Origin of the sequence: Aquimarina spinulae (assembly GCF_943373825.1) — a bacterium.
Classification (GTDB): Bacteria; Bacteroidota; Bacteroidia; order Flavobacteriales; family Flavobacteriaceae; genus Aquimarina; species Aquimarina spinulae.
Genome location: NZ_CALSBP010000002.1, coordinates 1,333,324 through 1,347,548 on the forward strand (window position 1 = coordinate 1,333,324; position 14,225 = coordinate 1,347,548).

Below are 14,225 nucleotides of genomic sequence, written 5' to 3' on the forward strand. Positions count from 1 at the left end.
CGAAATCATGAAAACTATATATAAACTAATAGTATCCTGTATCGTAATTACGATGTTCTCCTGCGAAGATTATCTGGATGTTAACGAAAATCCAAATCAGCTGGTCGAAGTCCCATCTGGAGATCTTCTATTAAAAGGAACACTCTTGGCCAATGCACAGGTACAACAAGGACAACTGGCCAGAACATCTATGTATTATTCTGGTGGACTTATCGGGCTAAATCTGGTACAACAAACGCTCTATAATTATGATTATACTCCAGGTGATTCTGATGCCGTCTGGGAATTGATATACAACGGAATATTAGTTCAAAACAAGGAAATTAGAAGAATTTCTCCTAACCTAGATTTATTACAAGGGATCATCGATGTTAATGAGGCACTAGCTATTGGTACAGGAACATCTCTTTTTGGAGATATCCCCTACTCTAATGCAGTACCTGATAATGCTAGTTTAGAATCTCCTGATCCTACAATAGACCTGCAACCCGACATCTATAGTAATTTGCAAACTTTACTAGATGGAGCTATATCCAAAATAAATAATGCTACCACTAATGTAGGTAGTGAAGATATTTATTTTTCTGGGAATGGAGCTTCCTGGGTTGCCGCTGCATACACTCTTAAAGCCCGATATTATTTACAAACCAAACAGTACAATTTGGCATTAAACAATGTAGTAAATGGTATTAACAGTGCATCTGGAACAATGGCTTATAAACCTATTGGTACTGTCGACTCCAACAGTAATATTCTTTTTAATTTTGTAAACAGTAGTCGTGCAGGTGACATGACCGGCGATAATGCCTTTTACCGAGACCTTATAGATCCTGCTAATGCTTCTGGCAGAAATAATGCCAAGACAGATGAAACTGCACGCAGAAACTATTCTTACGTTAGCGGAGATGGAAATCAGGATGATGGTATCGATGGACCATCTACTCCTATGAAATTAGTAAGCTACGAAGAAAACCTATTGATTTGGGCAGAATGTATATTGCGTGTAAATAATGATAATCAGGGCGCCATTGATAAACTTAATGAACTAAGAACTTATCTGGATTCTGGAAATGCATTTAATCTTATCGATGCAGCAGATACATTTAATTATGATCCGTATGTCCTTGCAGATTTTCAAGCAGGAGGAATTGAAAACACAGATAATATAGCAGTAGATAGAGCTATCTTAAGAGAGATTATCGAAGAACGTTACGTGACAGGGTTTAGCACCTATATGCCATTTAATGATGCCCGAAGATTACTCAAATCCGATAGTGATGTTATTGTCCCTTTTCCATTAAACAATACCACCACTACAATCAATCCACAACGATTTTTATATCCACAGGATGAATTAGATAGTAATGAAAATATCCCCCGACCCATTCCCGATTTATTTACTCCTACTGCAGTAAATCAATAACTGAATTATTCTATTTTTTGGGAATGGTTAAAAACCAACGAAGCTAACTTCGTTGGTTTTTTTTATAAAAAAATTAGAATACAAGCTGATCTGTTCTAATACAATATGATTAGATAAATTTTAACATTTCTAAAATAGGGTAATGTTACTACTACATGTTGTGTATATAAATTGAGAAGTCAAAATAGCTTCATAGATATTAAGATTATTTTTTTCATATGATGCAACCCTTTGACTTTTATATTGTCATTTATTATTAGGTAATATTTATATAGAAACTAATCTATAAGCATTATGAGAAACATATTTTCAGTATTCGTTTTTGTTATAATAGGATGTATTGGGTATGCACAAGAAGCACAACTCGCAGAAGACCAAAACCCAAATTATAAAGAGGCGATGAATAGATTTTCAAAAAATAGTCAGGAATATACAATACAACAAGGTACCACTGTGCAGGAAACCTATAAAGCTATTGATCCTCTCGAAGAAAAAAGAGAACTACGCTCGTTACGAAGACAATACCGATCACAAAGGGCATACTGGAGACATGAGCGAAGATTAAAACGTATCGAAAACACCAGGTATTATGACTATGGATCTTATTATGGTCATAGATCGTATGGGTATAACTGGTTAACATTAGGAGTTTTAGGAGCATGCTTCCTTTGGTAATATTATTAAAAAAAACAATAATTAAAGTACATTAAATAAAAATCACAAAATGAGAAAATTAATCGCTGCTATAGCAGTATTACTGGTAATATCTTTAACTTCTTCATGCGCAAGAAAAATTACACGTGTAGCTCCGGATACACAAATTGATATTAGCGGACGATGGAACGATACTGATTCACGCTTTGCAGCAGAAGAACTAACGCAAGAAGTACTTACAGGAAATTGGATAACCGATCACACTCAGGAAAAAGGCAAAAAACCGGTGGTTATAGTTGGTTTGATACGCAACAAATCACACGAGCACATAGAAAGCGAAACCTTTATTAAAGATATAGAAAAAGCTTTTATTCAACGACAAAAAGTTAGAGTAGTACAAGGTGGTAAAATGCGCGAAGAACTAAGAGCAGAACGTGCCGATCAACAAGACAATTCCTCGATATCTACAGTCAAAAAATTTGGATTAGAAACAGGGGCAGATTATATGCTTCAAGGCAATATTAATTCTATAGTTGATGCCCATAAAAGAAACAAAGTAGTATATTATCAAATCGACCTGGAGTTAACCAATATTCAAACCAATGAAAAAGTATGGATTGGAGATAAAAAAATAAAAAAGTTTGTAAAAAACTAATTCTGTAGCACTCTAAATTCACAAAACACCAAGCTTTCTCAGGAAAGCTTTTTTGATAATTGAATATGGTCCATAAAAAAATGATCTTTCGCATTGTACTATTGTGTTGTTTTTCAATAGTACTTAGTAACTGTGGCAGTTATCATACCAAGAGCACACTTTTTCAATCCAAGGTACAACAGGGAGATATGGAAGGTGCCATGGAGGTGATCGAAGAAAATAAGTTTTTAGGAAAACCCAGAAATCATCTTCTATATTTATTAGAAAAAGGGAAATTGGCATACCTGGCAGGTAATTATACCTTAAGTAATGAGCTTTTAAACGAAGCAGATGTATTTATAGAATCTAATAAAAGAGCTATAGGAAATCAAGTTCTGGGTATTCTTTTAAACCCCGAAAAAGAAACATATAAAGGAGAAGATTTTGAAAAAGTTGCAATACACTATTACAAAGCGCTTAATTATATATTTTTAAACCAATATGATGAAGCTATTGTTGAAGCAAAACGCATCTCATTACAACTACAAAAAATAAATGAAAGTTATCCTCCCGAGAAAAAAAACAGGTATAGTGATGATGCATTTGCTCATATATTGCAAGGTCTATTATACGAAGCCTCGGGAGATAATAACAATGCGTTTATTGCATATCGTAATGCTGTAGATTTATATCTAGAAAATCAAGGTACTTATATAGGAGTTAATATCCCTGAACAACTATGCCAGGATATGTTTCATACAGCAAGTGCTATGGGATTTATCGATGAAATAGAACGTTATGAAAATCTATTAAACACTACCTATATTCCTAAAAAAAATACTGAAGGTGGAGAAGCAATTATTTTTTGGGAAAACGGACTAGCTCCTTACAAGGATGAAACCTTTTATACGTTTACCATCCTACCGGGTAACGAAATCGGGTTTCTAACCATTATCAACGAAGATCTCTCTTTAAATTTACCATTACCGATACCAACCGGAGGAGATAATAATTCCGATTTTTCTGACCTTGATATTTTTAATGTTGCATATCCAAAATATGTGAGTCAGCAATCCTTATATAATAATGCAGAGATACAAGTGGATAGTCTATCATATCCGTTTCAACTAACACAAGATTATGAAGAAATTGCTTTTAAAACTTTAAAAGACAGAACATTTAGAGAGATCGGAAAAATTGCTTTGCGACTAGGAACAAAGAAAGTTTCAGAATACATAGTAAAAAATCAAAACAACGATTTAGGAGCTTTATTAGGGGTATTTAATGCATTAACAGAAGGTGCCGATACTCGTAATTGGCAAAGTTTACCTAACAAAATATTTTATACCCGAATCCCTTTAAAGAAAGGAGAAAATAGCTTGACCGTTAAATTACGTACACATCAAGGGGAATTAACTTCTAAAAATATTCAGATACAGGGAACCGGAGGAATTCAATTTGAAAAAATCACAACTCCAAGAATTTCTCTTCCCAGTCAATAAAAGCGTGTTTATCCTCTAAAGTGTTTTAGCGACTTTTTGTACTATAGCAATAGTTTCATCCAGGTCTTCATAAGTAAGTGCTTCGGTTATAAACCAGGTTTCAAAAGCACTTGGCGCAATATAAACACCGTTGTCTAGCATTCCGTGAAAAAACTTTTTAAAAGTATCGTTATTGCCCTTTGCCGCAGTATCAAAATCTACTACGGTATCTTCAGCAAAATGAACCGAGATCATAGAACCAATTCTATTAATCGTATAAGTAATATTATGCTCATCCAGAGCATTAGCAATTCCATGATGCAAGTATTCGGTCTTACTGGCAAGGCTTTTAAAAATCTTTGGGTTGTTATTTAATTCGTTGAGCATGGCTAATCCTGCAGCCATCGCCAACGGATTACCACTTAAGGTTCCTGCCTGATATACAGGTCCAAGCGGTGCTAAATGATTCATAATTTCGGCACGTGCGGCAAAAGCACCAACCGGTAATCCTCCTCCAATTACTTTACCAAAAGTAACAATATCGGCATCTACGCCTGTAAGCTCTTGAGCTCCTCCTTTTGCTAATCTAAAACCGGTCATTACTTCATCAAAAATCAATAATATACCATGGGTATCACATAGAGATCTAAGTCCTTCTAAAAATCCTTTTACTGGTGGGATACATCCCATGTTTCCGGCAATAGGTTCTATAATAATGCAAGCAATCTCTCCTTGATTAGACATGATAATATCTTCTACATGATCCAAATCATTATATCTTGCCAATAAAGTATCTTGTGCCGTTCCTTTGGTTACTCCCGGGCTATTGGGGCTTCCAAAAGTAACTGCACCACTCCCTGCCTGAATCAGGAAAGAATCACTATGCCCATGATAACATCCTGCAAATTTGATAATCTTATCTTTGTTTGTATATCCACGAGCCAATCGTACAGCACTCATACAGGCTTCGGTACCAGAATTCACAAATCGAATTTTATCGATATTAGGTACCATAGAAACTGCAAGTTCTGCAATTTGAGTTTCGATTTCTGTTGGCATTCCAAAACTGGTTCCTTTTTTAGCTTTATCAATAACCGCATTTACCACTGGTGGATGCGCATGCCCCAAAATCATCGGTCCCCATGAGTTGATATAATCTATCAATCGGTTACCATCTTCGTCGTACAAATATGCTCCTTTGGCCTCTGTAACAAATATGGGATCTCCTCCTACAGCTTTGAAGGCTCGTACTGGTGAATTAACCCCTCCCGGGATTACTTTTTGCGCTGCTGTAAATAATGCGCTACTTCTTTTATAGATCATGCTTAATTAAAATCTTCTTCCTCTTCGTCGGCAGCTGCTACTTTAAGAACTTGCCCGACCTTGATATTATTATTGACCAGATTATTAAATGCTCTGAGTTCCTCTACAGAAATCTTATACTTTCTGGAAATCGAATATAGAGTGTCTCCTTTTTTTACAGTATAGCCATCCTTATTAGAAATGGAAGTTATAACTGCAACAGCTTTATTTTTTTCGTCTTTTCTTCGCGGTTTTTTACCCAATACCTCATCATCAAACTTATCCAAATCATAACGTTCAATAATAGCAATAAGTTTTTGAGGATATTTCTTATCGGTAGCATAACCTGCTTCACGTAGTCCACGTGCCCAAGATTTATAGTCTTTTTGGCTAAATGTAAATAGTCTGGAATATCGTTTTCTATCTTTTAAGAATAAAGAATGATCTCTAAATGATTCACTTGCCCGATTATATTTTCTAAAACATTCCTGAGAACGATCATCATCATGATATACCCGATCTCCTTCCCAATCATGACATTTAATCCCAAAATGGTTTTTTGCTCTTTGGGTAAGATCTCCATATCCGGCTCCAGACTCCAATATTCCTTGTGCTAATGTGATACTGGCCGGGATCCCGTAAGTTTTCATTTCACTTTTAGCGATACCCGAGAACTCATGGATATAGCGTTGCACTTTATCTTTATATGACAGTACAGGAAGTGGTTTTCTAGTTGTATGTTCTTCTACTATTATTTTTTTAGGGCCCTGCTCAACCTTGGTTATAACCGTCGGTTTTGGCTTTGGTTTAGATGGTCTTGAAGATGTTACTTTTTTGCTCCCTCCACAAGAAATGATAACCATAGCAACACATAACAATACTATAAATTTCCTCATTTTAATATTCAATTGTAATAAGGGGTAGTTTCTTTTTCTTTAATTTTTTATTCATTCCGGCTATCCCTTGCAAACCACCGGTATGAATGGCTAAAATACGAGTATTTTTCTTAAAAACACCTTTTTGCACCAGGTCAAAAATACCAAAAACCATCTTAACTGTATAGACTGGATCTAATGCAATATGTTGCTGATTGTTAAACTCATTCATAAACTCTACTCCTTCTTGATTTATTTTACCATATCCCCCAAAATGATATTCAGAAATGAGCTTCCAATTAGTTTTTGATGTATGTTTTTTAATCTCTTTGTCAAGAAAATCTCCTTTTAAAGCAGGAAATCCCAGAACCGTCTGGTGAGTTTTAGTGCTATTAATAATTCCTGAAATTGTACCTCCTGTCCCCACAGCACAACAAATAATATCATAGGTATTATCCTGTGCAGTTAATATTTCTTCGCAACCTTTAACAGCCAAATCATTAGTGCCTCCTTCGGGAATGATGTAGCATGAACCAAACTCATCTTTTAACTGTTCTAAAAAAGCTGAGGATGTTTTTTCTCTGTATTGCTCTCTACTAATAAATTTAAGATGCATTCCCGAAGCGTGAGCAAACCGTAAAGTATCATTTTCTGATAGTGTTTTCTCAAGATTTTTAGCCAATTCGTCTCCTCTGATTACCCCTATGGCTTGCAACCCCATAATTTCTCCGGCTGCTGCTGTTGCAGCAATATGGTTACTATATGCTCCTCCAAAAGTTAGTATAGTAGTATAACCCGTTTTTTTAGCTTTAATAAGGTTATATTTTAATTTCCTGAATTTATTACCCGAAACGTCCTTATGAATCTGGTCTTCTCTTTTGATATCAAGAATAACTCCAGCATTATCCAAAATAGAATGAGTAATCGATTGGTTTTTTGAAGGTGGTGTTTCCGAAAAAAAAATATGCATTTATCGATATTTAAAAAAACTCCAGAGTTTTCTTGTTTTGAGATAATCGAGGTCTTCTTCATTAAGATATGCTTCTCTTTCAAAAGAGATATTGCGATAGGCTTGTTGTAAATTTCGATATTGAATAACTCTAAACAAATATTCTGTAAAGTAAAAAATATAAAAAGGTATAACCAACAGTTCTGCCTGCTGTCTCAAGTGGATTTTTTCGTGATTAATAAAGACTTCATCCTCTTTAAGGAAAGAATTATTAACCACAATAAAAGGCCAAAGGGCGATGCCTACAAAACGGCGACCTATCAAATATTTGTTAACAACAATGGGCATATTACTGCAAGATACTATTTTTGTAACTATGGACAATCCTAAAAAAGTATTAACTCCAAAAGAAGGGGATTATTATATTACCCCAGAAGGGTATCGTTGTTTTACAGAACAATATCACTTAAGGAGAGGCTATTGTTGTGAAAGTGGTTGCAGACATTGCCCGTATGGTTATGATAAAAAAACAAATAGTTATTCTAAAAAATAGATTCACTATCTATCTCATGGTATGATTATTGTGGTTAAATTTGTATATAATAGCTATTGTTAAACCAATATCAAATGCTTATAAAATGATTGATAAAAACGTATTTTTATTTTCTGATCATCATGACATATTTGATATTATAAAAAACTAGGATTATGAAACTTTTTTCACTTTTATCATTAATCCTTATCATAACTCTTAGTTCTTGCTCCACAGTGCGCGTTGCTTCGGATTATGATAAGCAGGCTGATTTTAACACCTATAAAAGCTTTGCATTTTACAAGCCTGGAATCGACAAAGCAGAAATTAGCGATCTCGACAAAAAACGTATCCTGCGTGCTATCGAAGCAGATATGACCTCAAAAGGTTTTGCTAAATCAGCAAATCCAGATGTACTCGTAAGTATTTTTACAAAAACTAAGGAAAATGTAAACATCTATCAAAATAACTTCGGATGGGGTTATGGATGGGGGTGGAATCCATGGTTCTGGGGAGCTGGATACAATACTGTTTCTACGACTACAGAAGGCACTCTTTATATAGATCTTATTGATGCCTCTAAAAAGGAATTGGTCTGGCAAGGAATGGGTTCTGCAGCATTAACCAAGAACGTGAACAAAAAGCAAGAAAAAATGAATGAGATTGTTACTGCAATCTTAGAAAAATATCCACCACAGGAACAATAAAAAAATACCCTTTTATTTATATTACAAATAGCCTTTCTTTATAAGAAGGCTATTTTTTTGTGTACATTTATACTCAACTTGATACTATAGATGTATGCGTAATTTTCTACTCGGTGCACTTTTAACAGCACTCCTGGTGTTTGGAATAAAATATATTATTGATCAATCTAATACCCAAAAAACAGAAGTAGCATCTTCTGGTCTGATTCTGGATCAAATCAAAAACGTAGGTAAACTGGTAGTTACAGAAGGACACTTTTCTGATATCATTACCTATAAAAATGATAAGACTTATTTTAATGTAATCTCATCAAAGAAAAAAATAATTGTAATGGTTAATGCTAATGTACAGGTCTCTTATGATTTAAGAAAAATTGAGCATATTATCGATCAAGAAACAAAAACGCTAACCATTACAGAAATCCCAGCGGCAGAGGTTAATATTAATCCCGAAATAAAATATCATGATATCGAAGAAGGGATCATTAATAAATTTAATCCCGAAGATCATAATGCTATACGTAAAATAGTACTGGAAGGATTAAATAAAAAAGTACAAAAATCTGCACTCGTTACCAATTCGCAAAATCGACTCATTAGTGAATTGCAGAAACTATATATCCTTACTAATTCTCTGGGTTGGACATTAAAATATAAGGATACAACGATAGACAGTCAAATAGGTATTCAAGAATTTATACATTAAAACCCTTAACTATAATCAAAAAATGGGAAGAACGAATTCTTCCCATCTTTAAATTTAAAAAAATCTGAATTACAGAATTCATTTTGTCCCTTAAACTCTAGTGTTATTACAGATTTACAAATTTGTTACTTCTTTATAACGCTTTACTTTTTATATACCCTACCCCTCTTTATTTAAAAAATAAAAATTTTATTATTTTCCCATTAAGACTCATGGCAATATACATCTTGATTTTTCTCATTTCATTCTTAGTTTATAAATGAATCATATAAGTGCTTTATTTTTTTAGCGTGTACTTTCGTTCTATACTATTTTCTTTTTCAGCATAAAATTCTTCAACATAATTCATTTCTTTTTCAAGAATACGTATAGAACCTAAATTATCTGTGCTTGCATATGCGGTTAACTCATCTAATTTAATCTGATCAAAACAGTACCTAAACAATCCTTTTGCTATTTCTCTTCCAAATCCACTCCCCCAGAAACATTCTCTTAATCGATAGGCTATTTCAAATTCTGATCTATCATTTTCATATACCCCGCATATACCTACAAATTGATTACTATTGCGTTCTATTACTGCCCAAATTTTAAAAAAAACATCAGCATCCTTATAATACTTAATAAAACGATTTAATTCTTGTTTACTCTCCTCAAAATTCATCGTTTTTTTGATATATCTCATTACATTGGGATTACCCTGCATATCATAAAAAGATTCTAAATCGCTATCCTCTAAGCGTCTCACAGACAGTCTCTTTGTTTCAAACAGTATCATTTTGCACTACAGATTACACATTAACATATAAGATTACTCCTTTTTATCACTATCACAAACTACTTTTCTCTCTATAGAGATACTACTCCTAAAAAAGTTACATGATTTTGTAACCTTTTTCTAAAAAAATTATCAAAAGGCAAAAGCATAAAACAAAATTTAAAATAAATATAAACCAAACACACAAGTTATGAAATCAATATCAAACATCAACAAGGTTCTGGTTGTAGTTATAGTAATAATCGGATATAGTTGTTCTAGTGACAACGAAGATGATATTGCTCCACCTCCGCCTCCGCCTATGGGTGAGAAACTTACGTATACGGCAAATATCAAAAGTATAATTGACTCTAATTGTATAGGATGCCATGCGAATCCTCCGGTAAATGGAGCCCCTTTTCCTTTGATAACCTTTCAAAATGTTAGTGATCAAGCTTCTGCTATACTTAATGCTGTTTCAAAACAAACAGGAGAATCAGCAGCTATGCCACCCTCGGGAAGATTACCGCAGGGAACAATAGATGATATTGATCAATGGATTAAAGATGGATCATTAGAATAATCAAAATGAAAATATTCATAATCATATTTTGCTTATTGATATCTGGTGTTTCTCGTTCTCAAGAAAAATATATAGAAAAAAAGGGAACCATTGCTTTTGAAGCTTCTGAAAAAACATTTGAACCTGTTAAAGCAAAAAACACATCTGTTACTGCAATTCTAAATGTAAACACTGGCGAAATAGCCTCATTGGCTTTGATAAAAGAATTTAGGTTCAGGAACGCACTAATGGAAGAGCATTTTAATGAAAACTATATCGAATCAGACATCTACTCTAAAGCTATTTTTAGAGGAAAAATTATAGCATTTAATTTTTTTGAATTATTCGAACAAGAAAAAGAGTTTAAAGTCAACGGACAGCTTAAACTACATGGTAGAGAAAAAAGTATCGAATCGATACTATATCTATCAAAAAAAGATGAGTACATCTCTTTACGCGGGGAATTTGTTGTTACGCCACAGGATTTTGATATCTCTATTCCAAAAATAGTAAGGAATAAAATAGCCGAACACGTAAAGGTGTTCGTTGATTTTAAATTAAAACAACAATGAAAACCAAGAACTTTATCTTTCTCACTCTGGCGTTTATAGCAGCTACGGGTATTGTTTTGTTGAGCTATATATATAAGGAACATAGAACCATACGTACCGAAAAAGTTAATACCAGCACTACGGCTATTGCATTCTATTCGGCATTCATTAAAGACAAAGCAGCTTTTAACGCGATTCATCTTGACAAAACAATAGAATTAAAAGGTCTGATTACTACAATAGAATCTAATCGTATTGTTTTGGATCAAAAAATAGTCGTGACTTTAGAAAGAGATCTGATGACGTTAAACATCAACAAAAAAATAACAATCAAAGGAAGGTATGTAGGATTTGACGACCTCTTAGAATATCTAAAAATAGATCAGGCTACAGTTACAAGTACCCAATAAATGTATTATTATGAAAAAAATATTTCTATTGTTTTTAATTCCTCTATTGTCATTCTCGCAAGATGATTTACTTCGGGAAATTAATACTGAAAAAGATGACAATCAATATGCGAGTGCTGTTTTTAAAGGATTAAAAATTGTGAATTTCGAATCTACCAAACTAGCCGATAAAGGGTTATTTTATTTAGTCGTTTCTCATAGATTTGGTTCTGTTAAATCAGGAATTGAAGATTTTTTTGGATTAGACCAGGCCGTTACCAGGTTAAATTTTATGTATGGCATTAGTGATAAAATACAAATTGGTATATCCCGTAGTTCATTTCAGAAAACATATGAAGCTTCTCTGAAATACCGGTTATTAAGGCAAAAAAAGAGTAGTTTTCCTTTTACAGTAGTGGGTTACCATAGTATAACTGCAAATACCGATCTGGACAAAGAAGATTTACCTGGCCTCGAGTTTAAGCATAGGTTATCTTATGTATCACAGTTGTTAATCGCCAGAAAATTTAACAAAAACTTCTCACTACAGTTAATGCCAACACTTTTACATGAGAACCTTGTAAAAATTAGCAATCAGGATAATACGCAATATGCGATAGGAATTGGAGGGCGACATAAACTTACCAAAAGATGGTCTGTTAATATCGATTATGGACTTCATCTTAATAGAGCTAGTAACTCTCCATTTAAAAACCCTCTTTCTATAGGGTTTGATTTAGAAACTGGCGGACATGTATTTCAGTTACATTTTACCAATGCACAACCTATGAATACAAGTGGATTCTTGAGTCAGGGATCGGGTGATTGGAGTGACGGAGACTTTTTCTTTGGATTTAATTTATCACGAGTATTTTAATATAATAGTTATGGTATTTAGAAATACAATTCCTATTCAAAATCTAAAATGTAATAATTGTGCTGCAGCTCTAAAAAAGAAAATATTGCAGATTCAAAACATTTCGGATGTGTATATCCATAGTGATTACTCTCATATTTCTTTTAATCATACTTCGGTCAATGATTTATCGAATATTGAAAATATGTTAACTTTTTTAGGGTTTCCTCCTGTAGGCGAAAAAATTAAAAAAAAGAATAATGCAGGATATTATTGTAAAGATCAATCCAGAAATTATTGTGTTTTCGAAAAAACCAGCGCATAGACTCACAGTACAGATTACGAAATGATCTGGTTTTTTGCTCAATAAAGAATATTTCTACTTTAGATTTTTTCAATTTTATTCATAAAAAACGGTCATTTCATCCAACTCTTTTCTTTTTAAATCTGGAACATAGGTAGGAAATTTGGGATAGCCAACCGGGAGCAGCAAAAAGGCTCTTTCATTAGCCGGTCTTTTAAGAATATTTGTCAAAAAATTCATGGGACTAGGTGTATGAGTTAATGTCACCAACCCAGCGTTATGAATTGCAGAGATTAACATCCCGCATGCGATCCCTATAGATTCATTTACATAATAATTATTATGTTTGTCACCATTTTCTTCGAATTCATAAGCTTTTTTGAATGCAATAATCAACCAGGGAGCAACTTCTAAAAAAGGTTTATTCATATCGGTAGCTAGTGGTTCTAGGTCCTTTTTCCAGCGTTCACTCATCCTGTTCCCATAGTTTATTTTTTCTTCGATTTCCGCTTCTTTACGAATTTGGGATTTTAAGGTCGGATTAGAAATAGCACAAAATGTCCAGGGTTGTTTATGAGCTCCAGATGGAGCCGTAGAAGCACTTTTGATAAGATTTTCAATAACCTCTTTAGGAACATGTTTATCAGAGAAATCTCTTACCGATCTCCTTTTATCTAACCACTCGTAAAATGATTTACTTTTTAAAACCAGTTCTTCTTCAGAAAAAACATCAGAATGGTAAGAAACATGATTATATCCATTGATGGTAATGCTACTTGGTGATTCCATTTTTATAGTTTTATGTTATTGTTTAATTTCTACTTCGTCTTATCTTATGAGTATATAGTTGTATAAAGTTAACATACTTTTTCTTAATTGATACATTTCATTTATTTTTTCTGAATCAGATTTTTACTGTTTTTTCCATTTTATAATCCTCTACAGAATGTCCATTTGGAAATGAATTTACAACCGATTCTTTAATTATAAATCCTTTTTTTAGGTAGATATCAATTGTATTTTGGTTCTCTCGGTTGACTATTAATTCAATTTTTTCGACTTTATTTTCTTTTGCAAACCTTACAAATCTAGCTTTTGATTTAATTGCATTAGAACTCGTTCTGAATGATCTCCAAAATAGTTTGATTCATTCTTAATAATTTCAAATCCTATTTTTTTGTAAAAATCAACCGCAGGACTATTGGGTTCGGTAGTCAAAAGAATACTGTTAATATCCAACTCATTAATTTTTTTTATAACGGTCGAAATTAATTTTAAGCCTATTCCCTGTTTTCTAAACTTCTTTTCAGTTGCCAAAGCGAGTATCCAGCCATCTTTCTCTTTAGGATTAACTCCTCCAAGAATATATCCTGCCATTTCTTTTTCTTCATTTTCGGCAATCAAAAAATAATCCGAAAATAAATCATAGTACTGCCTAATCACAAATAGTGGATAGTGCATTGGGGAAAATACTTTTTCTTCAATTTTATAGATTTTCTCTAGTTCACTTAGGGTTACTTTTCTTATCGATATTTTCATTTGT

Annotated in this window: 19 protein-coding genes; 12 read left to right on the plus strand and 7 right to left on the minus strand. The window is 33.3% G+C overall.

Annotated elements, in window-relative coordinates; translation table 11 throughout:
- Positions 1–7 precede the first annotated feature (7 nt).
- The 4 genes from NNH57_RS11565 to NNH57_RS11580 all read left to right on the plus strand — a co-directional run bounded on the left by NNH57_RS11565 (position 8) and on the right by NNH57_RS11580 (position 4,213).
- Positions 8–1,423 (plus strand): SusD/RagB family nutrient-binding outer membrane lipoprotein, encoded by a 1,416-nt coding sequence (locus NNH57_RS11565; RefSeq protein WP_074407604.1) that lies wholly within the window; start codon positions 8–10, stop codon positions 1,421–1,423.
- 294 nt (positions 1,424–1,717) lie between these two features.
- Complete coding sequence (locus tag NNH57_RS11570) at positions 1,718–2,098, plus strand: hypothetical protein (protein WP_074407603.1); 381 nt, start codon at positions 1,718–1,720, stop codon at positions 2,096–2,098.
- Between the two features lie 49 nt (positions 2,099–2,147).
- Positions 2,148–2,732, plus strand: coding sequence for a penicillin-binding protein activator LpoB (locus NNH57_RS11575; protein WP_074407602.1), 585 nt, complete (start codon positions 2,148–2,150; stop codon positions 2,730–2,732).
- An 80-nt stretch (positions 2,733–2,812) separates the two neighbouring features.
- Positions 2,813–4,213 (plus strand): COG3014 family protein, encoded by a 1,401-nt coding sequence (locus tag NNH57_RS11580; RefSeq protein ID WP_074407601.1) that lies wholly within the window; start codon positions 2,813–2,815, stop codon positions 4,211–4,213.
- 15 nt (positions 4,214–4,228) lie between these two features.
- On the opposite strand, the gene hemL is transcribed toward NNH57_RS11580, so the two are convergent.
- Genes hemL through NNH57_RS11600 form a run of 4 tightly spaced genes read right to left on the minus strand, consistent with a single transcriptional unit; the run spans position 4,229 to position 7,666 of the window.
- The gene (hemL, locus tag NNH57_RS11585) at positions 4,229–5,515 is read right to left on the minus strand and encodes a glutamate-1-semialdehyde 2,1-aminomutase (RefSeq protein WP_108807369.1); all 1,287 of its coding nucleotides are present in this window, start codon (positions 5,513–5,515) and stop codon (positions 4,229–4,231) included.
- Positions 5,516–5,517: 2 nt separating this feature from the next.
- Entirely contained in the window at positions 5,518–6,390 is an 873-nt protein-coding gene (locus NNH57_RS11590; RefSeq protein ID WP_108807370.1) for a glucosaminidase domain-containing protein, read from the minus strand.
- Between the two features lies 1 nt (position 6,391).
- Complete coding sequence (locus NNH57_RS11595; RefSeq protein WP_074407598.1) at positions 6,392–7,339, minus strand: 1-aminocyclopropane-1-carboxylate deaminase/D-cysteine desulfhydrase; 948 nt, start codon at positions 7,337–7,339, stop codon at positions 6,392–6,394.
- Positions 7,340–7,666, minus strand: a complete 327-nt coding sequence (locus NNH57_RS11600; RefSeq protein WP_074407597.1) for a hypothetical protein — start codon at positions 7,664–7,666, stop codon at positions 7,340–7,342.
- A gap of 28 nt (positions 7,667–7,694) precedes the next feature.
- Here NNH57_RS11600 and NNH57_RS11605 point away from each other — a divergent pair, with 28 nt between their 5' ends.
- The 3 genes from NNH57_RS11605 to NNH57_RS11615 all read left to right on the plus strand — a co-directional run bounded on the left by NNH57_RS11605 (position 7,695) and on the right by NNH57_RS11615 (position 9,263).
- The gene (locus NNH57_RS11605; RefSeq protein ID WP_159025630.1) at positions 7,695–7,871 is read left to right on the plus strand and encodes a DUF5522 domain-containing protein; all 177 of its coding nucleotides are present in this window, start codon (positions 7,695–7,697) and stop codon (positions 7,869–7,871) included.
- Positions 7,872–8,026: 155 nt separating this feature from the next.
- Entirely contained in the window at positions 8,027–8,557 is a 531-nt protein-coding gene (locus NNH57_RS11610) for a DUF4136 domain-containing protein (RefSeq protein ID WP_074407596.1), read from the plus strand.
- Positions 8,558–8,651: 94 nt separating this feature from the next.
- Positions 8,652–9,263 (plus strand): DUF4230 domain-containing protein, encoded by a 612-nt coding sequence (locus tag NNH57_RS11615; protein ID WP_108807371.1) that lies wholly within the window; start codon positions 8,652–8,654, stop codon positions 9,261–9,263.
- A 277-nt stretch (positions 9,264–9,540) separates the two neighbouring features.
- On the opposite strand, the gene NNH57_RS11620 is transcribed toward NNH57_RS11615, so the two are convergent.
- Positions 9,541–10,011, minus strand: coding sequence for a GNAT family N-acetyltransferase (locus NNH57_RS11620; protein WP_159099156.1), 471 nt, complete (start codon positions 10,009–10,011; stop codon positions 9,541–9,543).
- 220 nt (positions 10,012–10,231) lie between these two features.
- Between NNH57_RS11620 and NNH57_RS11625 the strand changes: the two genes are divergently transcribed.
- From NNH57_RS11625 to NNH57_RS11645, 5 genes are read left to right on the plus strand one after another with little or no spacing between them, the layout of a single operon-like run.
- A complete protein-coding gene (locus NNH57_RS11625; protein ID WP_074407593.1) occupies positions 10,232–10,603 on the plus strand; it encodes a hypothetical protein in 372 nt (123 codons plus the stop codon).
- Between the two features lie 5 nt (positions 10,604–10,608).
- The gene (locus NNH57_RS11630) at positions 10,609–11,154 is read left to right on the plus strand and encodes a YceI family protein (protein ID WP_074407592.1); all 546 of its coding nucleotides are present in this window, start codon (positions 10,609–10,611) and stop codon (positions 11,152–11,154) included.
- A complete protein-coding gene (locus tag NNH57_RS11635; RefSeq protein ID WP_108807372.1) occupies positions 11,151–11,543 on the plus strand; it encodes a hypothetical protein in 393 nt (130 codons plus the stop codon). The genes NNH57_RS11630 and NNH57_RS11635 overlap by 4 nt, the downstream gene beginning before the upstream one ends.
- A 10-nt stretch (positions 11,544–11,553) precedes the next feature.
- Entirely contained in the window at positions 11,554–12,399 is an 846-nt protein-coding gene (locus tag NNH57_RS11640) for a DUF5777 family beta-barrel protein (protein WP_074407590.1), read from the plus strand.
- Between the two features lie 10 nt (positions 12,400–12,409).
- Complete coding sequence (locus tag NNH57_RS11645) at positions 12,410–12,703, plus strand: hypothetical protein (RefSeq protein ID WP_025667141.1); 294 nt, start codon at positions 12,410–12,412, stop codon at positions 12,701–12,703.
- A 75-nt stretch (positions 12,704–12,778) separates the two neighbouring features.
- On the opposite strand, the gene NNH57_RS11650 is transcribed toward NNH57_RS11645, so the two are convergent.
- Complete coding sequence (locus NNH57_RS11650) at positions 12,779–13,471, minus strand: nitroreductase family protein (RefSeq protein ID WP_108807374.1); 693 nt, start codon at positions 13,469–13,471, stop codon at positions 12,779–12,781.
- Between the two features lie 291 nt (positions 13,472–13,762).
- The gene (locus tag NNH57_RS11655; protein WP_074407587.1) at positions 13,763–14,221 is read right to left on the minus strand and encodes a GNAT family N-acetyltransferase; all 459 of its coding nucleotides are present in this window, start codon (positions 14,219–14,221) and stop codon (positions 13,763–13,765) included.
- Positions 14,222–14,225: the final 4 nt, after the last annotated feature.